Below are 20,003 nucleotides of genomic sequence, written 5' to 3'. Positions count from 1 at the left end.
CGCCCCTTTCGGAGATGCTGGTTCAATGTTGTTCCTTTCGCCCGCCAGACGCGTCCGGTTGGCCGCGTCCGCGGCCTGTGCGCTTCCGCTGTTGTTCGTAGCTAGTGCCGCAAACGCCGAAGACCCGACCGCTGACCCCGATCAGATAAAGTCCGACATCATCGTCATGGGCGATCGCGCGATCCGCTCGGACAAGGAACAATCGACGTCGGTACGTGACTCAATCGTGTTCGACGATCTCGAAACGCTGTCAGCCGACGGCAGCGTCGCAGGCCAGTTGATCCTGCTGCCCGGTATCAGCGCGATCGAGGACGGCGATGCGCCGCGGTTCGTCAGTATCCGCGGCATCTCGCCCGATCTCAACCAGACCACGATCGACGGGATCACCCTCGCGACGATCGGCAACGACGGCGAAGGATCGCGCAAGGTCAACCTCCAGCAGATCCCGTCGGAACTCGCCTTTCACAACGACGTCTACAAGACCTTTACCGCCGAACAGGATGGTGCGGCGATCGGGGGGATCGTCGACATCGTCACGCGCAGCGCGTTTGCCCTCAAGCGCCGCTATGTCATGGTCGACGGCTATGGTATCTATTCGTCGTTCAGGGGCGATGGCGGCAGCAACGCCGGCGACGGCAGCACGCCGCATTTCGGCGCTGGTGGCAAGATGGTGTTCGCGGACAAGTTCGGCGCGGGCGATCAGTTCGGCGTGGTTCTGTCGGCGCGCTACGAGAACCGCATCCGCAACTCGCGCAAATGGTGGCAGGACACCAAATATTACTTCAGCGACGCCGGCAAGAAGCTGGCTGGCCCCGACGATCCCGCGTGGAACGGCATCGCCGTACCGTACAACCATAGTTACGGCAGCTATACCAACCGCCTCCAGACTGCGGGCAGTTCGGCGAAGTTCGAATGGCGTCCGCTTGGCACCGACATCTATGCGTCGCTGCTCGGGTTCAATTATCGTCAGTGGGAATCCTCGACGATGAACAAGAATGATTACTACACCAAGAACAGTGTCAGCGACCTGACCGCGGAGGGTGGCGGATCGGACATCAACAGCCTCTATTCACGCTATCGCTACGATACCTGGAACAAGGCGACGGTCGGCGCGATCGGCAATGTCGAATGGCACGACGACCGCTCGTCGTTGCGCGTTCGCGGCGGTTACACCCGCGCCCGGTACGACAATACGCAGCCCTATATCGGTGTCCGCGCCTATCCGACTGGGCTTTCGCTCGACTGGGCGGCGGGCAATGACGGCACCGGCGGGCTGCCTTACGTCACCGGGATCAACAAGCCGGGCCTCGTGCTCGGATCGCCGTACAAGCTCAGCACAGCGCAGACGACATACCGCATGGCCAACGAGGGGCTGGCGAATGCGCGCGTCGATTATGGATGGAACGCCGAGCCCGAAGATCGTGGCTTCGGGTTCGTCACAGGGATCGAATTCCGCAACCTGGAACTGTCGCGCAACGTCGATATGACCGAATACAAGCTTGGCCAGGCGATGAACACCTATCTCTACGATCCAGGCTATGTGCCCGTGGGCGCACCGCAATCGTTCCCGTGGGTCGACTGGGCGCGCGTGAAGAAGGAGTTGTGGCCCAAGTTCGTCAAGGACGTACCCAACTCGACCTACGACAGCATCACCGGGGATTATCGATACACCGAGCGGCTGGTAACGCCGTTTTTGTCGCTCCATTACGCCACCGACGATACCACGCTGGTCGCGGGCGTCCGCTACGACCATACGCGCTTTTCCGCGTTCCAGCCGACGATCACCGGCGGCACAGCGTCGGCGGTGATGACGCGGAACAAAGGCGGGTACCAATACCTCTTGCCGTCGTTCACCGGCATCCAGGACTTCGCCGGCGGCAAAAAGCTGCGCTTTTCGTACAGCCGCACGCTCGGCCGCCCTACGCCGGGCAATATCGCGCAACCGGAATCGCTCAATTGTGGCGACGAGGACAGCGGCGGGGCAGATTGCTCGATCAGCCGCGGCAACCCCGAGCTGCGCCCACGTCGGTCGGACAATCTCGATGTCCAGTTCGAGCAGTATTTCCACAAGGACGGCATCATCTCGCTCGGCGCGTTCGCCAAGTGGATCAAGGACGACATCTTCACGCTGACCACGACGCAGCTGATCGACGACGTGAACTACCGGGTCCGCCAGCCGCTCAACGCCGACAATTCGCGGCTGTACGGCGTCGAGTTCCAGGCCGCCGATCACGACGTCAACCTGTTCGGCCAGCGGATCGATCCGTTTTTCAACGCAACCTGGCTGAAGGGACGGATGTCGATCACCAGTGATGCGGGGACGCGAACCCTGGACCGGCTGATCTACCAGCCAAAATGGATCATCAACGGCGGCGCGACGCTTCGCCTGCCCGCGATCGACGGCGCGTTCCGCACGACCGTCACGCACCGCGGCAGCTACATGGAGGGCATCGGCGAGACCGCGCAGGACGACAACGGCCGCGCGGAGCTGACTACCGTCAACCTCGGCCTGTGGCACCGCGTGACGAAACACGTGACGTTCAAATACGAGATCACCAACCTGCTCAATGACCAGCCGAAATTCCTGGTCGGCAACGGCCTTCGCTACGTCAGCGAAGTCGACGACTATGGCCAAGGTGCCTTTTTCCACATCATGCTGCGCTGATAAGCCGAACAGAGGTACGACCATGTACGAAGTCGATCGCCGCTATCTTCTGTCCGCCCTGGGAAGCCTGACCGCCGCAGGTGTCCTGCCTTGGCGGGCCTCCGCCGCCGAGGTGCGGCCCCGCAACCTGATCGAGGCCCCGCGCTTCCCCACCCCGCCGTTCACGTTGGGCGTCGCGGCCGGCGATCCCGATGCCACGGGCTTCGTCATCTGGACGCGGCTCGCGCCCCTACCGCTCCAGCCCGATGGCGGCATGATGATGGCCCCCGTGCTCGTTGCCTGGGAGGTCGCCGCCGATCCCGACTTCCGTCAGGTGCTTCAGCGCGGCGAGGCGATCGCACACCCTGAACTGGCGCATTCGGTCCATGTCGAGGTCGCCGGACTCGCTCCCGCACGCCCCTATTGGTACCGCTTCACCTGCGGCGGCGAGCGTAGCGGCACCGGGCGCGGGGCGACCCTGCCCCCGCCAGGCGCACCGCTCGACCGCGTGCGCTTCGCCGTCGCCGGCTGCCAGCATTACGAGGAGGGCTATTACACCGCATGGCGTCACATCGCCGCCGAACCGATCGACTTCGTGTTCCATTACGGCGACTATATCTACGAGGGGCCGGACCGCGGCGAACAGGCGCGCGGCGCGAAGAAGCCGCTGGTGCGTCGCCACCTCGGCCACGAAATCTATTCGATCGGCGATTACCGCCAGCGCTACGCCCAGTACAAGAGCGATCCCGATCTCCAGGCCGCGCACGCCGCCGCGCCCTGGTTCGTCAGCTTCGACGATCACGAAATCGACAATAATTGGGCCGGCGACATCGATCAGGACAACACCACGCCGGAGGTGTTCCGCACGCGGCGTGCGATGGCGATGCAGGCCTATTACGAGCATATGCCGCTACGCCGCTCATCGATGCCCGACGGATCGCACATGCAAATGTACCGCGGCGCACGCTTCGGCGATCTGATGGACGCGTTCTTCCTCGATACACGGCAATATCGTTCCGATCAGGTCTATGGCGATCGCGATGCGCCGCAAGGACCGGACGCCTTCGCGGCCGACCGGTCGATCACGGGCGCACCGCAGGAGGCATGGCTGTTCAAAGGCCTCGATCGCTCGAAGGCACGCTGGAACCTGATCGCGCAGCAGGTGTGCCTGATGAACCTCGGCTACCACAAGGCAGGGCAGCCCGAGCAGCTTGTCTCGATGGACCAATGGTCAGGGTACATGAACAGCCGCCGCCGCCTGCTCGCACATATCGACGCGCGGTGCCCTGGTAACGTCATGACCGTCAGCGGCGACGCGCACCGCCATTACGCCGGCGACCTGATCCAGGATCACGGCAACGGCAAGATCATCAGCAGCGAATATCTTGCTACCTCGATCAGCTCGGGGGCGGACGGCGTCGGCGAGGACGACGACTATACCCGCTCATCCCGGACGGAAAATCCGCATCTCAAGGCGCTCACCGACAGGCGTGGCTATGTCTTGTGCGACGTCGGCCGGGATCTGTGGCGCGGTGACCTGAAGGTTCTGGACACGATCGCGACGCGGAACGGCACGCTCTCGACGCACACCACCTTCGTTACCGAACGTGGCAAGCCGGGGTTGCAAAGCGCCTAACCCGTGCTCAGAAGTCAGAAGCGTAGGCCACTCGTATGCCGAGAGACGACCCATAATTGGCCATTCGAGTGCCCTTCCCGGCTACCAACTTCCGCCATTCGTTCAGCTTGAGACGGTGATGGTTTAAGCTCCCAACCGGTCTACTTCCGGCAATTAAGATGCCTCGTCTTAGAACGCGAAATGCGGAGGTCGACATTGAGTAGCCCCAGGGTCCGGGCAACCTCGCGCCAACTAGCAAAGACAAGTTGCCGCTCAACGCTAATTAACGAGAAACGGTAATGCTCGACATATCGACGGCGCCGTGGTTTCGGCCGCTGATGTTACGCACTACCCAGTATCGTCGACAGTGATCCTAGAAGTCGACCTTCTGCTCCGTGGCGGCGCGATCGGCTTGCTGATGCTGGCGGCGGTGGTGTTCGCGCGGTCGCCGGCGTCCTTGCCGAGCCGGTTCGGATTGGCGCTGACGCTGTGTACGGTGGTGGGTACACTGGCGGGGTTGCCGCATGCGCCGACCGCGTTCGATCCGCTGCTCGATCTGAGCTCGAGCGCCGCGATTCCCCTGTTCTGGCTGTTCGCGCGCGCCTGGTTCGACGATGCGTTCAGACCTAAGCCGATCGATGTGGCGCTGGCCGCGGCGTTCCTGGGCTGCACGCTGTACGTCAGCCTGCAGGGGCGCGGACTGGCCGCGCCGATCCGTGGGCTCGATATCGCGGTCTATCTAGGGGGAATGGCGTTTGCGATCCATGCGCAGTGGCTGGCATGGCGCAATCGGCAAAGCGATTTGGTCGAGGCGCGGCGGCAGGCGCGGACGATCTTCGTGGTCTCGATCGGGCTCATGATCCTGTGGCTGCTTGGCAGCGAGATCGTCGGCCGTGCAACCGGCGAACTGGCCGTATCCGAGATGACCGCCGCCGCCGGGCTGTTCATGGGCACGTTCGTGATCACCGCGCTGCTGTTTGGATTGCATCACCCCGAGGTTTTCCTGAGCACTGACGCCGCCCCAGTGGTCGGCGAAGTTCAAGCGGCTGCAGCGCCAGAACCGCTCGACGTTGGTCTCGGCGAGAGCCTGGCGGCAATAATGACGCGAGACCGCGCCTACCGCGATCCCGACCTGACGATCGGAATGATCGCCGCGCAGGTCGAGATGCCCGAATATCGCGTGCGGCGGCACATCAATGGCGGGCTCGGCTATCGCAACGTCAGCGACTACCTCAACGAACACCGGATCGCCGAAGTCCGCAGCGCGCTGGCCGACCCGGCCCAGGCGGACGTACCGATCCTGACGATCGCGATGGACGCCGGGTTCGGCAGCCTCGTAATGTTCAACCGCGTGTTCAAGGACCGCCTCGGCGAAACCCCCAGCGCGTTTCGACGGCGGCACCTCAAAGGCTAGCGAAGCCGGTTCACAAGCGTCGGGACCGGTCGTTTTCGAAATTGACTGGTCGGTTTCGAGGATCTGCAGGCCAGGATCGGCCCGGATAGGCAGGGCAACCGCGTTCACAACGGGACGCGACGATGCCGATGATTTTCACTGCCCCGACCGGGCTGCCGACCACACTGATCACCGCCGGTCTGGCCCTCCTCGCCTGCGCCGGCTGTTCCTCCGAACCGGTCGTATCGCCCAGATCGGACGCCACGCTGGTCGACGTGGTCACGATCCATCACGCCGGCGGACAGACCGTGACGCTCGGCGGCGTCCTGCGCCCACGCCGCGATATCGCGCTCGGGTTCAAGACCGGCGGCCGGGTGCTCGCGCTGAACGTACAGGTCGGCGACCACGTCCGCGCCGGGCAGGTCCTTGCCCGCCTCTCGCATGCCGAGGCGATCGCCGATACCGGACAGGCACGCGCCGAGCTTGCCGCCGCGACCGCTGAGGCGATCCGCGCGGGCGAAGCGGCGCGGCGTGCCACCGGCCTCGACGGGATCGGCGCGTTGTCAGCCGCCGAGGTCCGCGACCGCGCGCTGACGGCAAGCGCCTCTGCGGCGAAGCGCGATGCGGCGCGCGCGGCGTTCGACCACAGCCGAGCGACGCTCGCCGACGCGGTGCTGATCGCCCCAGAGGACGGCGTCGTGACCGAACGCACGGTCGAATCGGGTACCGTCGTCGAGGCCGGCAGCACCGTCGTCCGGCTGGCCGCGGGCGGTCCCGAAATCGAGGTTCTCCTGCCCGAGCGCGTGCAGGTTGCCACCGGGACGATGGCGGACGCGAGCTTCTGGTCCGCGCCTGACACGATCGCCGAGGTGCGGCTGAGACTGATCGGACCGGCGGCTGGCGGTGCGCTGCGGTTGCGGACCACGCGGTTCAGCGTGCTCGGCGACGTCTCGGAGATCCCGTTCAACAGTTCAGCGACGCTCGCGCTGCGGATGCCCGATCCGAAGGCGACGATCCGCGTGCCGCTGACCGCACTCGGCGCACGGGACAACCAGCCGCACGTCTGGTCGCTGTCGAGTGGCGGCGATAAGGCCGGCAACGGGGCCAGCAGCGGCGGCGGCGATCGCGTCCACCGCCAGCCGGTGCATCTGGTCGAACTGCGCGGCGACGATGCGATCGTCTCGGGCCTGTCCGATGGCCAGCAGATCGTCGCAAGTGGTGGCGATACGCTGTCGGAAGGGCAGCGCGTTGTCATGGCCGGCCTAGTCGCGGGCGGCAACTGAGCGATGGACCGCCTCAACCTGTCGCGCTGGGCGATCCGTCATCCCGCGCTCGTCGGCTTTCTGATGGCGCTGCTGTTCGCGGCCGGCGCTGCGCAATTCTTCGCGCTGGGGCGCGACGAGGATCCGACCTTTACGCTGAAGGAGATGATCGTCGCGGCGGCGTGGCCGGGTGCGTCGCCGGCGCAGATGCGCGCCCAGGTCGCGGACCTCATCGAACGCCGGCTGCGGGCGACCGAAGACCTCGATTTCCTCCAGACCTACTGCGTCGACGGTCGTTGCGCGATCCGCATTTCACTGAAGGACAGCGCGCCGAAGGACCGCGTGCCGGTGATCTGGCAACAGGTTCGCAAACAGCTGAAGGATCTCGAGCCGGGGCTTCCCGCGGGGGCGACGGTTGCCGCCGATGACGACTATGCCGAGGTCTACGGCTATGTCTTCACGCTGATCGGAGCGGACAATGCGCGGTTGGTGGCGTTGGCCGAGCAGGCGCGCGACGCGATGCTGCGCATCCCCGGCGCGGGCAAGGTGCAGATCACCGGCGAGGTACCGCGCCGGCTGTTCGTCGATGTCGACTCGCGCCGGCTTGCCGCGCTGGGGCTGTCGCCGGACGCCGTCGTGCAGGCGCTGGCAAAGCGCAGCAGCGTCGCACCCGCTGGCGTGGTCGAACGGTCGGTGCGAGTCCCCGTCCGGATCGGCGGTACGGTCGACGGCGTCGATACGGTCGAAAACACCGTCATCCCTGCCGCGAACGGGACGATCAGCATCGGCGACGTCGGCACAGTCAGCAACGGCTATGCCGATCCGCCCGACGGGCTGGTCCGCCATGCTGCCAAACCTGCGGTGGTGCTGGCGGTCGCGATGGCGCCTGGTGCCGACGGGCTGGGCTTCGGCAAGCAATTGTCACAGGTCGCTGCCACGTTCGGCCGCACGCTGCCCGCCGGGATCGCGATGACCCAGGTCGAGGACCAGAGCCAGAACATTCGCGAGGCGGTGAACGCGTTCCTCATCAAGTTCTTCTGCGCGCTGACGGTGGTCCTGCTGGTCGCGTTCGTGACGCTGGGCTGGCGGACCGGCGTGGTCGTCGCGCTGTCGGTGCCATTAACGCTGGCGATCGTCGCGCTGTTCATGGGGGCGAGCGGGATCGGGCTCGAGCGGATTTCGCTCGGCGCGCTGATCTTGTCGCTCGGGCTGCTGGTGGACGACGCGATCATCAGCGTCGAGGCGATGGTCGTCCAGCTCGAAAAGGGCACGAGCCGGGCCGATGCTGCCGCGCATGCTTGGACGCACACCGCGTTCCCAATGCTGACCGGCACGCTGCTGACGATCGTCGGATTCCTGCCGGTCGGGTTCGCGAGATCGACCACCAGCGAATATGCCGGCGGGATCTTCTGGGTGACCGGCTCGGCGTTGCTGGTCAGCTGGGTCGTCGCAGTCGTGTTCACGCCGTTTCTGGGTGTGCGGCTGCTCCCCGAGGCGCACGCGCATCACGACGCTGAAGCGATATACGACACGCCGGTCTACCGACTACTGCGCCGCGTCGTCGATGCGTGCATGACGCGCCGCAAGACGGTGGTCGCGGTGACCGCGGCGCTGTTGATAGCGAGTCTCGCGGGCGCGATGCTGGTTCGCCAGCAATTCTTTCCCGTATCGGACCGCCCCGAGATCATCGTCGACGTCAGCCTGCGACCGGGGTCCTCGTTGTCCGCGACATCGGCGGCGGTGAAGCAGATCGAGGCCAGCATCGCCAAGGACCGCGATATCGCGCAGGCCGACAGCTATATCGGCCAAGGGTCGCCACGTTTCTATCTGCCCTACGGCCCCTCGCTGCCCGACCCGGCGACCACGACGATGGTGCTGGTCGCGACCGACCTTCACGCGCGCGAACGCGTCATCGCGCGGCTGCTGGCGAACCACGCGTCCCCCGAGGCCAAGCTCCACATCCGCCGCCTGTCGCTCGGGCCAAGTGCGGGCTTCCCCGTGCAATACCGCGTGATTGGCCCCGATCCGGAAATGTTGCGGACCATCGTCGCACGGCTGGAGGCGGTGCTGCGCGGCACGCCGGGAACGACTGCGGTCCAGGCTGACTGGGGGACGCCGTCGGTCGCGATGCGGCTCGATCTCGACGCCGAGCGGGTCGCGCAGCTGGGGCTCGATCGCGCGCGGCTGGCGGGTGACGTCGCGACCATGATGTCGGGCCAGCCGGCGGGTGACGTGCTCCGTGGGACCAAGCGGATCGGCATCGTCGTGCGCGGCACGGCGGCAGATCGCGCCGATCCGGGGCGGCTCGCCGATATGGCGGTCAGCACGCCGGGCGGGCCGGTCCCGCTCGGCCAGGTCGCGCAGATCGGCGCGACCACCGAGCAGCCGATCCTATGGACGCGCAACGGCGAGCTCTGCATGACCGTGCAGGCCGACATGACCGGCGACGTGCAGGCGTCCGAAGTCGTTGACGCCGCCGCCGCGCGCGTCGCCGCGATCGTGACATCGCTGCCCGCCGGATACCGGATCGAGGATGGCGGCGACAGCGAGTTGTCGGCCAAGGCGAACGACGCGATCTATGCGCTGCTGCCTGTCACCTTCGCGCTGATGCTCGTGCTGCTGATGATCCAGTTGCAGAGCATCAGCCGGACCTTGCTGGTGCTCGCGACAGCACCGCTCGGGCTGATCGGCGCGGTGGTCGCGCTAGTGCTGACGGGCGCGCCGTTTGGGTTCGTCGCGCTGCTCGGACTGATCGCACTGGCGGGGATGATCATGCGCAACTCGATCATCCTGGTCGATCAGGTGACGCACAACCAAGCAGACGGCATGGACCTGCACGCAGCGATCCGAGCCGCGACGATCGGCCGCTCGCGTCCGGTCGTACTGACCGCACTGGCGGCGGTACTCGCGTTCATCCCGCTCTGCTTCAACATCTTCTGGGGGCCGATGGCGATCGTGATGATCGGCGGGCTGATCGGCGCGACGATCCTCACGCTGGTCGCCCTCCCCGCGCTCTACGCGCTCGCGTTCGATCGCACATCCGGCCTTCCCGAGGAGGACCACGAAAATGCATGATCCGAAACTCTCGCGGGCGCCGCTGCTGCTTGCCGTCGCGCTGGCGGGTTGTACGGTCGGCCCGAACTTTGCACCGCCCGCAGCAATCCTGCCGCCGGTCTGGCAGGGCACGACCCCGGTGCAAGCTACCACCGATGCGCGCTGGTGGCGCAGCTTCGACGATCCGGTGCTCGACGCGCTGGAGGCACGCGCAGGTTCGACAAACCTCGATATCGCCGCGGCGATCGAGCGGATCACCGCCGCGCGGATCGAGCGCGGCCAAGCTCGCGCCGCCGGTGCGCCGCAGCTCGAACCGCAGGCGGGGTACAACCGCGAGCGCATCGGCACCGCGGGGATCGCCTCGGTCACGCAGACGCTGCTCGGCCTCACCCCGACGACGACCCCGCCCAAGGGCGTCGACTTCGATCTCTACAGCGTCGGCGTCGGCGCTAGCTGGGAAATCGATCTCTGGGGTGGCCATCGTCGCCAGGCCGAGGCCGCGCAGGCCTCGGTTGAGGCCACCGAAGCCGCCGCGCGCGGCGTGCGCCTGTCGGTCGAGGCCGAGGTCGCGCGCACCTATTTTCAACTGCGCGGCCTCTGGGACGAGCGCCGCATCGCGCAGGACGGGGTCGCACTCGCCGAGAACAACGCATCGATCGCGCGTGTGCTGCTGGCCCGCGGTCTCGCCACACCGATCGATCTCGCCGCGATCGACGAGAAGCTACGCGCTCTGCACGGCGATATCGTCGAGCTCGACCACCAGGCGGCCACGACCCAGCGCGCGCTGGCGATACTGGTCGGTGGCACGCCCGATACCGCCCGGTTCGATCGCACGACGCTGCGGCCTCAAAGCCCGCTCCCGGCGGCGGCGGTGCGCGTGCCCTCCGAGGTTGCCCGCACACGTCCCGACATCGTCGAAGCCGAAGCAAGGCTCCACGCAGCGACCGCGCAGATCGGCGTCGCGCAGGCCGATTTCTATCCCAAGATCAGCCTGACGGGCCTGTTCGATATCGACGTGCTGAACCTCGCCGATTTCGGCTGGAACGCGCGCAGCACGAGCATCGGCCCCAGCCTGTCGCTGCCGATCTTCTCCGGCGGCCGGTTGCAGCGGCAGCTCGACCTGCGCCGCTCGGAGGAGCGCACCGCCGCGCTCGCGTACCGCCAGACCGTCCTCAATGCCTGGCGCGAAGTCGACGACGCGCTGTCGGCGAGCCGCGCCGACGCCGACCGCACCAGCCTGTTCGACCGCGACCTCGCATCGCGTAACCGGACGGTGGCGATGGTCGAGGCCCGCTACGCCCGCGGCGACATCGCGGCCGCGCCGCTGCTCGACGCCCGCGAAGCGGCCTTGTCCGCGGAGTTGGCCGTCGTTCGCCAGCGCGTCGCCGCCGCGCTCGCGCACGTCCAGCTCCACCGCGCGCTCGGCGGCTGACCGCTCGCCGCGCCGATCACATTTTAATCACGGACCTTCTCATGCCCTATATCCGAACTTCGTCGCTCATCCTCGGCAGCACATTGGCGGCGTTCACCACGCTACCTGCCCATGCGCAGGACGCACCCGCCGATCCGTACCGCGATACCGTCACCGTCGGTGTCGGGGTCGCCGCACTCCCGGATTACGAAGGCTCGATCGACTATCGGATCACCCCGGCACCCGCCGCGATCGGGACGATCAAGGGCTATGGCTTCGCCTTGGCGGGCAACCAGCTGAGCGTCGATCTGGTTAAGAACGCGCCAGGCGCGGTCTGGGACGTCCAGGCCGGACCGATCGCACAGCTCAATCTCAACCGTAGCGCCCTCGGCAGCATCGACGACCGCCGCATCCGCGCGCTCGGCAAGCTTGGCGTCGCGGTCGAACTCGGCGGCTATGTCGGCCTCGGCAAGACCGGCGTGCTGACCAGCCCCTACGACACGCTGTCGGTGACGCTCGGCTATCGCCACGACGTCAGCGGGGTTCACGACAGCGGCATCTGGAGCCCCGGCATCACTTATGTCACGCCGCTGTCGCGCAAGGCCGCGATCGGCGTGTTCGCCTCCGCCGACATCGTCGAACGCGGCTATGCGCAGACCTATTACAGCGTGTCCGCGGCACAGAGCGCGGCGAGTGGACTCCCCGTCTACACAGCCCGCGGTGGCCTCAAGAACTGGACGTTCGGCGCGATCGGCAGCTATTCGCTCACCGGCGACCTATTGCACGGTATCAAGGTCGTCGCGGGCGGCACCTATGGACGCATGGAAGGCGACATCGCCCGCAGTCCGCTCGTTGCGATCGCCGGATCGCGCGATCAGTGGCTGGGGACGATCGGACTTGCTTATACGTTCTAGTCCGTGGGGAAGTCGGGCGAGACCCATAAGTCGCCGTTAAATGCCCTCCCCGGCTTTCCCAACTTCAGACGCCCGTTAATCTTAGCCAGACGGTCGCTCGACCGGCCACTAAAGCTGGCCTGGGACGCCTTTCTCAGCGGGGACGCCCTTCGCATTGGTTTGGTGGCGGTGAAAGAACACGCCCAGGCCGTGATCGCCGATCTCGAACAGATTGACCGCCTCGCGATAGTGCGGCGGGGTCTGCGCGGTCAGGCGGCGCATCGTCGCGTCGATCGGCTGCTGGAACGACAAGCGCGTGGCGAGATGGCCGGCCGACCATGCGCCGATTTCGTGCGCGAAGACCGCCACGGCGCCCGTCAGCACCACGGCATAGAGCAGTAGGCCAAGCAGGATGCCAGACCAGCCGCGCACCGCGACCATCGCCTTGGTCTCTTCCTTCTTCAGATGGATCATTGGGCCTCCCCCAAGGCGGGCGCAGCGGCGGGTGCGGCGGCATGCCGGCAAGCGACATCAGTGTCACCACGAACGCGCCTGGCCCGGCCAGCAGAATTCGCGCCCATCGACGACGAGACTGGATTGGGTACGTGCGCGTCAAGGAAGGCAATCTTAATGCTATTGATAATCTTTCGCAAATATATAAGAGCGCCCACAATCGGACTGCAGTGAGACGAAGGGGCGGAATATGGGGAAGTTGATCGTTGCGGCCGGGGTGGCGAGCATGCTGGCCAGTTCTGCGGCCTGGGCTCAGGATGCGGAGCCGCCCGCACCGGAAAACGACATTGTGGTGACCGGCACCATCGCCGGCACAAAGACCGAAACCCCGCTGATCGAGCTACCGCAGCCGCTCACCATCATCCCGGCCGACCAGTATCTGTCGCAGGGCGCGATCAACATCAGCGACACCGTGAAGTACGCCGCCGGCGTCCTCGCCAATCCCTATGGCCGCGATACGCGAGTCGATGGCTTCAACGTCCGCGGCATCAGCGCGCTGCAGTTCCGCGACGGCATGCGAGACATTTTCTCCTATTATGCCAGCATCCCCTCGGACCCGTATAATTTCTCGCGGGTCGAGATCGTACGTGGCCCGGCATCGGTGCTGTTCGGCCAGGGCTCGATCGGCGGTCTCATCAACCTCGTCTCCAAGACGCCCGAGTTCCGCACCAGCGGCGAGCTGAACCTCGTTTATGGCAGCTATGACCGCAAGGAGGCGCTAGGGGATATCAACCTGGCGCTCAGCGACACGCTGGCGATCCGTGCGGTCGGACGCGTGCGCGATTCCGACACCTTCATCGATCATGTTCCCGACGACCGCGTGATGTTCGCACCGTCGATCCGCTGGCAGCCGACGGCGGATACCGATCTGATCCTGGCCGGCCTGTACCAGAAGGACGACACCGGCTCGACCTCGCAGTTCCTGCCGATCGTCGGCACTTTCGCGCCCAATCCCGGCAATCCGGGCGGGCAGCTCGATCCCTACACATTCGTCGGCAAGGCCGGCTGGGACCGCTATGCCGGCCGCTCGCTCCAGGGTGGCGGGTCGCTGGTCCATCGCTTCTCGGACAATCTTCGTATCAGCCTGAAGGCACGATACATCGACAGCGACCTCGAATATTTCACCCATTACGCCGACAGCTATACCAACCCGACCAATCCGTTCGCGGTTTATGGCACCGATGGCCGCACCATCGGGCTGTATGCAGACGCCAGCGATGCGCGGATGAACGTCTTCTCGACCGACAACAACGTCCAGCTCAAGTTCAATACCGGCGCAGAGATCGAGCACACGCTGCTGGCCGGCCTCGACTATAGCTGGAACAAGGTCGGCAAGAGGTTCGCGACCACGGCGTTGGAGACGGTTGATCTCTACGACATCGATTATGCGTCGCTGCAGACCTACGACCCCAGCGGCCCGTTTGCCTATGATTCGCAGAAGCAGCTCGGCGTCTATGTCCAGGACCAGATCCGCTTCTTCGATCGCATGTCGGTGATTGTTGGCGCCCGCCGCGACCATGTGACCAACTCCTCGGGCCAGGAGGACAATGCCACGACCTTCCGCGCCGGCATCATTGGCGAGCTCGGCGCAGGCGTCTCGCCCTTCTTCAGCTACACCGAAAGCTTCCTGCCGATCGCCGGCCGGCTGACGGGGCCTGGCGGCGTCCCGACCGACCCCTTCAAACCGCAGATGGGCATGCAATACGAGGCGGGTGTAAAATGGCAGCCCGATCCCCGGACGCTGGTCACCGTGACCGGTTTCAAGATCAAGGAGCGCAACCGCGTCCTCTATCTGGCCAACAACGTGACGACCCAATCCGGCGAATTATCCACCAAGGGCATCGAGTTCGAGGCGAGCCGCGTGCTGCCGGGCAATTTCGAGCTGCTGCTGAACTATGGCTACAGCCAGCTCGATTCCGACGTTAACACCAGTCTCGACTATATGCCGCGCCACACCGCGTCGGTCTGGTCGACCAAGACCTTCGGTGACACCAGCGGGCCGCAGCTAAGGTTCGGTGCGGGCGTGGTGTATAGCGGCAAGAGCAAGTCGACCGGGTTGCTCGACCCCTATGGTCTCAACCCCGGGATCGCGCCCGGCACGCTGTACACGATCGTCACCCCGTCGCGGACGACGGTCGATGCGCTGGCGGAGATCAGCTGGGACAAATGGCGCCTGGCCATCAACGCGACCAACCTGCTGGACAACCGTGGTTTCGCCTCCTGCCTCGCGCGTGGGGACTGCTTCATGGCCGCACCGCGCAACGTTATGGCAACGCTGGGCTTTCGATTCTAGCAGGCGACGGCTTCGCATTACAATTCGGCGGCATGGATGCCCGCCGGGCCAACGCCAGCCCAGGAGGATTTTCCTGCGGTAGAGCCAACTGGACTACCACTGCATCACGGTCGACCGGGCGCTGTTCGCTCCAGCTTACCCATCGGTGGCGCCAACCGATTTGCACGGACGACCGCATGCAGGAACGATCGAGAGCGTCGCGAGCGGCCAATTCGGGCCCGTTGCTGCCTGTCCGGTTTGTGCCACGCGTACGGAAGGATCTGTCGGGAGCAGCCGTTCGCCGGCTAACGCAGCGATGGCTTGAACTGGTCGATGGCTGTCTCGGCGGTCACGACCCAAAAGGCGACGTTCCGAACGCCCCTTCCGCTCGCCGAAACCTGTCATCCATTCATGTGCCGCAACTGGCGGGGACGGCGAGGCATCGTAGCTGCTACCAGTACAGGCTTCCTGACCCTATATAGATCTTGAAATCAGGCGTATGCGGTATCGCCCGACCTGGGAGGTCGAAGTGGGCCGGTCAGTAACGGTAACGCAGATTGGCGCGACCGCCCGGCGGCAGGGTCGGCGACCAGGTGAGGATCCCGTCGGTTCGGTTGAGCGCCTTGTCATCGGCCTCGATCGCCTGGCCCGCCGCCCCGATCGGGACGTCGAGCGTCGCCGGGAACGGGTTGGCGTTAGTCGCCGTCAGCACGACCTCTCGCGACAATGCTTCCCCCGGAGCCGCCACCGGCACGCGCGACGCAACGATAGCCTGGGTCAACATAACCTGGCTGCTGATACCTGCCGCTAGGCGCACCGTCTCGCCAACCGTGCGGTCGGTGACCGCGCCCAATCCCAGCAGCAGGCGTCCGCCAGCCCGCTCGGCGTAGAGTGCGGTGCTGCCGGCTGGCAGCGGCACGCCCAGGCCGCCAGGTGTATCGTTCTTCATCACGAGCACGATCGACGTCGGCACGCCGTCGAGCTGCTGGCCGGGATACACCGCGCGTCGGTAGCGACGGTCAACCGGCACGCCCTTTTGAAAGAGCAAAGCAACTTGCTTTTGCGCGCGTGCGGCGACGGTCGTGGGCGTCGGTATGCGATAAAGCTTGAGATCGCCAAGATCTTCGGGAGGGGGCGGCGGCGGGGGTGGTGCCGGGGGCGCCATCATCGGCGGCGGGGGGGGCGCCATCGCGCGCGACGCCGTCACCACTATCTCGTCGGCAGGCTCAAACTCCGTTTCGGGCAGATCCGACGTCGTCGTGCCGAGCGGATAGCAGACCAGCCGCAGCCCGCCTGCCGCCGCCGGAACCGCGGGCAACGCCACCCGGTTGAGCCGGCCCGCGACGGCCTGCACCTCGGCCTTCGGGAACACTTCCGGGTTGCTGTTGGCGAGGGTCAGCCAGGCAAACAGGTCGACCGTTCGCCCGTTCGCGGCGAGCGCAGCGACGTAGCTCGCCCGCCAGTCGAACCCGGACGCGAGATAGGACAGACGCACCGTGACCGTGCGCGCCGCCGGGCTGATGGTCGTTACACTCAGCACCGGCTTGCTCGACAGGCCGCCTGGGACGCCGGCGAACGCCAGCCGCTCCGCGAGACCCGAACAGCGTAAAGCCTCGATCCCCGTCGCCGTGCGGAGGATGACGCCCGGTGCCGGGCCGGCGACAATGGTCGCGGGCTCGCTGGTCGGTCGTCCGGTCGCCCTGTCCGTTCGGGTCAGCGTCACGTCACGACCCAGCGTACCGTCGACAAGCGAGGCCGGCGACAACAGGCGGGCGTCGCGGTTCTTCTCGATCGTGCCGCCGGGCAGGCCGTCGATGACTGCGCTGACCGGCACGATCCCATGCGCCACGCCCTCGAACCGCAGAACCGCCGGTCCGCGCGGCAGCCGGACGCGACGCGTCTCCGTCACCAGTGCAAAGCCACCGAGATACTGGAGGGTCATCGCCCCGCGGCCATAAGGTGCCCGGTACACCGTGAGCGAGACGCGGTCCGGCGCGGACGAGGTGACGGTCGTCTGCGCCTCCGCCTTGCCCGCCAGCAGCGCGACCGCCAGGAGCAGCAGATGGCGCATCAGTAGCGCGTGTCGAAGGTCGCCGTCACCGTGGTGCTGCCATTGGCCGGCACCGATACCTGCCACGCCAGCGTGCCGGCGGTGCGACGTTCACCCTTCGCGCTGTCCTCGACGACCCGGACGTCGCCCCAGTCGAGCCCGCCCTGGATGAGCTCGACCGTGACCGGACGGGCGCGGGCGTTAGTCAGCTTGTACTGCATCGCCGTGCGCCAGCGGCGGTCGCCCTGCCGCGTGCGCGACACGGTGACGGGCTGCACCTTCACATCGAACGCGTCGCCGGTGGGAAGCGCGATGGTCGACCCTTGCGGGGTATGCTCGATCCGGTTTTCGCCGGTGAACTGCGGCTGCCCGCGTGCATCGCGGACATAGACCCGGACCACCCCCGCCGGCAGCGCGTCGCCCAAGCCTGCTGCACCCGAGTTACTGAACCGCAGCACCGACTGCGCGCTGCGTGGTTCATCCGAACTGCCGAGCCAGCCATTCTCGAACCGATAGCCCGCGCCCGCCGCCACGCCCTTGGCATCGAGGAAGCTGACCTGCTTGGTCTGCTTGTCGGCGATCGTGGTGCGTTCGGCCAGCGGATAGAGGTAGAAGTCGCCGAGCTGCTCGCGCGCGGCGCTCTCGGTGCCGGGGCGTGTCGTCGTTCGGCGGCGCGGACGCGGCGCATAGCCGCCGCTGCCGTCATCGTCGGCGCTGCCGACCTCGCCGGCGACCAGCAGCGTTTTGGCGTTAGCGAACGTCGTCCCGCTGCTATTCTTCAGCGTTACCCAGCCCTGGATATCGACCGTGCCGCTCTTGTCGTCGAACAGCGCGACATAATCGGCGCTCCAGCCGAGCCCGCGGCTCAGGTAGGACAGCGTCGCCGGACGGGTTCCTCCGCGCGTGCTGGTCAGTGTCACCGATAGCGTCGGGCGCGCCCGCAGCGCGTCGGGCACCCGGTCGAACACCGCGCGCACCGGCAGCCCATCGTCGCGCAGTACCTCGACATGACCGTTCAATTCGATGACCACGCCGCCGTTCACCGCCAGCACTTTCGCGCGATCGCGGGTTTCCGCGCCGGTGGCCGGATTGGTCCGCACCAGCGTGATCGTCTCGCCGACCGCTTTCTCCATCAGGCTCGACGGGCTGAGCAGATCATAGTCGAAATTCTGCTCGACGATCGCGGCATCGGGCACGGTCAGCGACACCGTTTCCGGTCGGATCGCTGCGCTCACGTCGGGGAAATTCTGGCGAACCCGCCCGCTCGCCAGGTTCAGCGGACGGATGTCCTGCACCAGGGCGACGTCGTTGGTGTAGATGGTGACCGACACGTCGCCTTGCGCCGTTCCGGCGGTCGGGGAATCAGCCGGGGGCGGCAATTGCTGAGCGGCTGCCGAAATCGACCCGAGCAGCATCACCAAACCACACGCTCTCGAGATGCTTTTGCGCACGTCACTCTCCCCAGTCCTTGCTATAATGGCGAGACCGCATCAGAAGGGCAACGCGACATTGTGCGTCTGATTTTCTGACCCAAACAACGGCGCTTGTTCGCTCTGATCGGTGCGCTGCGCCATTAAGGTTATGAGACGTTGATCATAGCCAAAATGACGGTGTCCGCGAGAGCGACGGCGGAGAGCAAGTCCGTCGGTTACTGGTCGTAGCGGGTGCCGATACGCCGCCAATCCTTGGAACGCCCGAACAAGATATCGATCCGATAGACGCCGAGCTCGGCGACGCCTTCCCACCGAATCCGCAAAGACCCATAAGGCGACGCTCAGACCGTCCTACCTTCGCCCGAAGAGGCGACGTTCGTTTAGCTTCGTATTCTAGCCGACGCGCCCGCCGCGACAGGCTAGCCGAGCAGGCGTTCCAATGGGGCCCTCGTCGACCATGCCGGCTGCATCCGATCGGCTAGAACCTCGTCCCGAAAGTGATGCTCGGCCCAAAGTATAGGCGAGAATGCTCCTTGTCGGCCCGGTCCGACCAGTTCCGCTGGAACCGGCCGAGTACTTCCGCCGAGATGTCCTTCTTGACGGCGAACAACCGCCGGACTGGCGCCGAGACGTCTAACCCAGCCTGCACCCGCAGGCGGAGATCTTGGCCAAGCTCGCTCCGGGGTCCCATCCGCTCTTTGCGATAGAAGCTCCACACACCCATCGCTGCAGCTGCCGCGCGGAGGTCGTTCCAGAACGGACCCGAGATCACATCGGCGCGCGCAGTCGGTAATATCCGGTTCTTCGTCGAATCCGTCGACCAGAGGTATTTCCGCTTGCCGCGAGTTTCTCACGACCATCCTGCCACGTTCTGCACGGATAAGCTGCCCGAGGAAGGCACCGAATGCCAATAGCACCTTGACCAGCCGGAGCGCGCGGTCGACGCAGTCTGAATGACGGATCCGAAGGCAGCCACACTTTCCCTGCTCGAGCGCCGCGCACCGGGGGCGACGATATGCCCAAGCGAAGTGGCCCGTTCAATTGCACAGGATTGGCGTAGCGCAATGCCTGCAGTCCATGAAGCGATAGACGAGCTAGTCAGCGACGGGCTGGTACAGCTTAGCTGGAAGGGACAGCCGCTTGCAAAGCGCTCAGGGCCGTACAGGATCCGCAATCTTGGCGGCGATTGAAGCTAGGGCTTAATTCGCATGTTTTGCCCATTCCAGTATCAGACGTCCGCACAACAACGTCATATTCAGCAGCTGCGGCTGCGGCGACCCACAGGCAGACTTTCATGCCGCTCCTTCTGCTGCCCGCAATCAGACATCGGTTTAGGTTGGCACGCTGTGCTCCTTGGTCGCTTGCGGCACGAACACCGAGAGCGCGAGCGTGACGCATACTATTATCAGGACGCCCCAGAACGTCAGGTGCAGGCCGCGCGCGAGCCCTGCCCACTTCGCCAC

Annotated in this window: 13 protein-coding genes; 9 read left to right on the top strand and 4 right to left on the bottom strand. The window is 65.8% G+C overall.

The genetic code is table 11. From position 1 onward, the window contains the following. Window positions 1-25 precede the first annotated feature (25 nt). From IFT54_RS12450 to IFT54_RS12420, 7 genes are all read left to right on the top strand, one after another. Window positions 26-2,665, top strand: coding sequence for a TonB-dependent receptor (locus IFT54_RS12450; RefSeq protein ID WP_192070876.1), 2,640 nt, complete (start codon window positions 26-28; stop codon window positions 2,663-2,665). Window positions 2,666-2,687: 22 nt separating this feature from the next. Beyond that, window positions 2,688-4,280, top strand: coding sequence for an alkaline phosphatase D family protein (locus tag IFT54_RS12445; RefSeq protein ID WP_192070875.1), 1,593 nt, complete (start codon window positions 2,688-2,690; stop codon window positions 4,278-4,280). Between the two features lie 346 nt (window positions 4,281-4,626). After that, window positions 4,627-5,673 (top strand): AraC family transcriptional regulator, encoded by a 1,047-nt coding sequence (locus tag IFT54_RS12440; RefSeq protein ID WP_342354822.1) that lies wholly within the window; start codon window positions 4,627-4,629, stop codon window positions 5,671-5,673. 122 nt (window positions 5,674-5,795) lie between these two features. After that, complete coding sequence (locus tag IFT54_RS12435) at window positions 5,796-6,935, top strand: efflux RND transporter periplasmic adaptor subunit (protein WP_192070874.1); 1,140 nt, start codon at window positions 5,796-5,798, stop codon at window positions 6,933-6,935. Between the two features lie 3 nt (window positions 6,936-6,938). Then, window positions 6,939-9,989 (top strand): efflux RND transporter permease subunit, encoded by a 3,051-nt coding sequence (locus IFT54_RS12430; RefSeq protein WP_192070873.1) that lies wholly within the window; start codon window positions 6,939-6,941, stop codon window positions 9,987-9,989. Then, entirely contained in the window at window positions 9,982-11,400 is a 1,419-nt protein-coding gene (locus IFT54_RS12425; protein WP_192070872.1) for an efflux transporter outer membrane subunit, read from the top strand. The genes IFT54_RS12430 and IFT54_RS12425 overlap by 8 nt, the downstream gene beginning before the upstream one ends. 41 nt (window positions 11,401-11,441) lie before the next feature. Then, window positions 11,442-12,293 carry a MipA/OmpV family protein gene (locus tag IFT54_RS12420; RefSeq protein ID WP_192070871.1) on the top strand — a complete coding sequence of 284 codons (852 nt, stop codon included), beginning with the start codon at window positions 11,442-11,444 and terminating at the stop codon, window positions 12,291-12,293. A 108-nt stretch (window positions 12,294-12,401) separates the two neighbouring features. Here IFT54_RS12420 and IFT54_RS12415 read toward each other — a convergent pair whose 3' ends face one another. Next, window positions 12,402-12,746 carry a PepSY-associated TM helix domain-containing protein gene (locus IFT54_RS12415; RefSeq protein ID WP_192070870.1) on the bottom strand — a complete coding sequence of 115 codons (345 nt, stop codon included), beginning with the start codon at window positions 12,744-12,746 and terminating at the stop codon, window positions 12,402-12,404. A gap of 229 nt (window positions 12,747-12,975) precedes the next feature. Between IFT54_RS12415 and IFT54_RS12410 the strand changes: the two genes are divergently transcribed. Further along, on the top strand, window positions 12,976-15,078 hold the full coding sequence (locus IFT54_RS12410; RefSeq protein WP_192070869.1) for a TonB-dependent siderophore receptor: 2,103 nt from the start codon (window positions 12,976-12,978) through the stop codon (window positions 15,076-15,078). 517 nt (window positions 15,079-15,595) lie between these two features. Here IFT54_RS12410 and IFT54_RS12405 read toward each other — a convergent pair. Together IFT54_RS12405 and IFT54_RS12400 are read right to left on the bottom strand one after the other, a co-directional pair. After that, entirely contained in the window at window positions 15,596-17,128 is a 1,533-nt protein-coding gene (locus tag IFT54_RS12405) for a DUF4139 domain-containing protein (protein ID WP_192070868.1), read from the bottom strand. Further along, a complete protein-coding gene (locus IFT54_RS12400; protein WP_244648991.1) occupies window positions 17,128-18,522 on the bottom strand; it encodes a DUF4139 domain-containing protein in 1,395 nt (464 codons plus the stop codon). The genes IFT54_RS12405 and IFT54_RS12400 overlap by 1 nt, the downstream gene beginning before the upstream one ends. Before the next feature lie 971 nt (window positions 18,523-19,493). Between IFT54_RS12400 and IFT54_RS12395 the strand changes: the two genes are divergently transcribed. Beyond that, on the top strand, window positions 19,494-19,730 hold the full coding sequence (locus IFT54_RS12395; protein WP_159513194.1) for a DUF3253 domain-containing protein: 237 nt from the start codon (window positions 19,494-19,496) through the stop codon (window positions 19,728-19,730). A gap of 141 nt (window positions 19,731-19,871) precedes the next feature. Here IFT54_RS12395 and IFT54_RS20735 read toward each other — a convergent pair whose 3' ends face one another. Further along, on the bottom strand, window positions 19,872-20,003 hold the full coding sequence (locus IFT54_RS20735; RefSeq protein WP_274604149.1) for a hypothetical protein: 132 nt from the start codon (window positions 20,001-20,003) through the stop codon (window positions 19,872-19,874).

It is taken from the genome of Sphingomonas sp. CFBP 13714, from assembly GCF_014842205.1.
GTDB lineage: Bacteria > Pseudomonadota > Alphaproteobacteria > Sphingomonadales > Sphingomonadaceae > Sphingomonas > Sphingomonas aerolata.
The sequence above is the reverse complement of the archived record's forward strand: the minus strand, read 5'-3'. Positions and strand labels throughout refer to the sequence as shown.

Excerpts from the sequence above, each read along its gene's own strand:
- IFT54_RS12415 (WP_192070870.1), bottom strand. The coding sequence starts at position 12,746 with ATGATCCATCTGAAGAAGGAAGAGACCAAGGCGATGGTCGCGGTGCGC.
- IFT54_RS12420 (WP_192070871.1), top strand. The coding sequence starts at position 11,442 with ATGCCCTATATCCGAACTTCGTCGCTCATCCTCGGCAGCACATTGGCG.
- IFT54_RS12395 (WP_159513194.1), top strand. The coding sequence starts at position 19,494 with ATGACGGATCCGAAGGCAGCCACACTTTCCCTGCTCGAGCGCCGCGCA.
- IFT54_RS12450 (WP_192070876.1), top strand. The coding sequence starts at position 26 with ATGTTGTTCCTTTCGCCCGCCAGACGCGTCCGGTTGGCCGCGTCCGCG.
- IFT54_RS12430 (WP_192070873.1), top strand. The coding sequence starts at position 6,939 with ATGGACCGCCTCAACCTGTCGCGCTGGGCGATCCGTCATCCCGCGCTC.
- IFT54_RS12435 (WP_192070874.1), top strand. The coding sequence starts at position 5,796 with ATGCCGATGATTTTCACTGCCCCGACCGGGCTGCCGACCACACTGATC.
- IFT54_RS12405 (WP_192070868.1), bottom strand. The coding sequence starts at position 17,128 with ATGCGCCATCTGCTGCTCCTGGCGGTCGCGCTGCTGGCGGGCAAGGCG.
- IFT54_RS12410 (WP_192070869.1), top strand. The coding sequence starts at position 12,976 with ATGGGGAAGTTGATCGTTGCGGCCGGGGTGGCGAGCATGCTGGCCAGT.
- IFT54_RS12400 (WP_244648991.1), bottom strand. The coding sequence starts at position 18,522 with ATGCTGCTCGGGTCGATTTCGGCAGCCGCTCAGCAATTGCCGCCCCCG.
- IFT54_RS12425 (WP_192070872.1), top strand. The coding sequence starts at position 9,982 with ATGCATGATCCGAAACTCTCGCGGGCGCCGCTGCTGCTTGCCGTCGCG.
- IFT54_RS12445 (WP_192070875.1), top strand. The coding sequence starts at position 2,688 with ATGTACGAAGTCGATCGCCGCTATCTTCTGTCCGCCCTGGGAAGCCTG.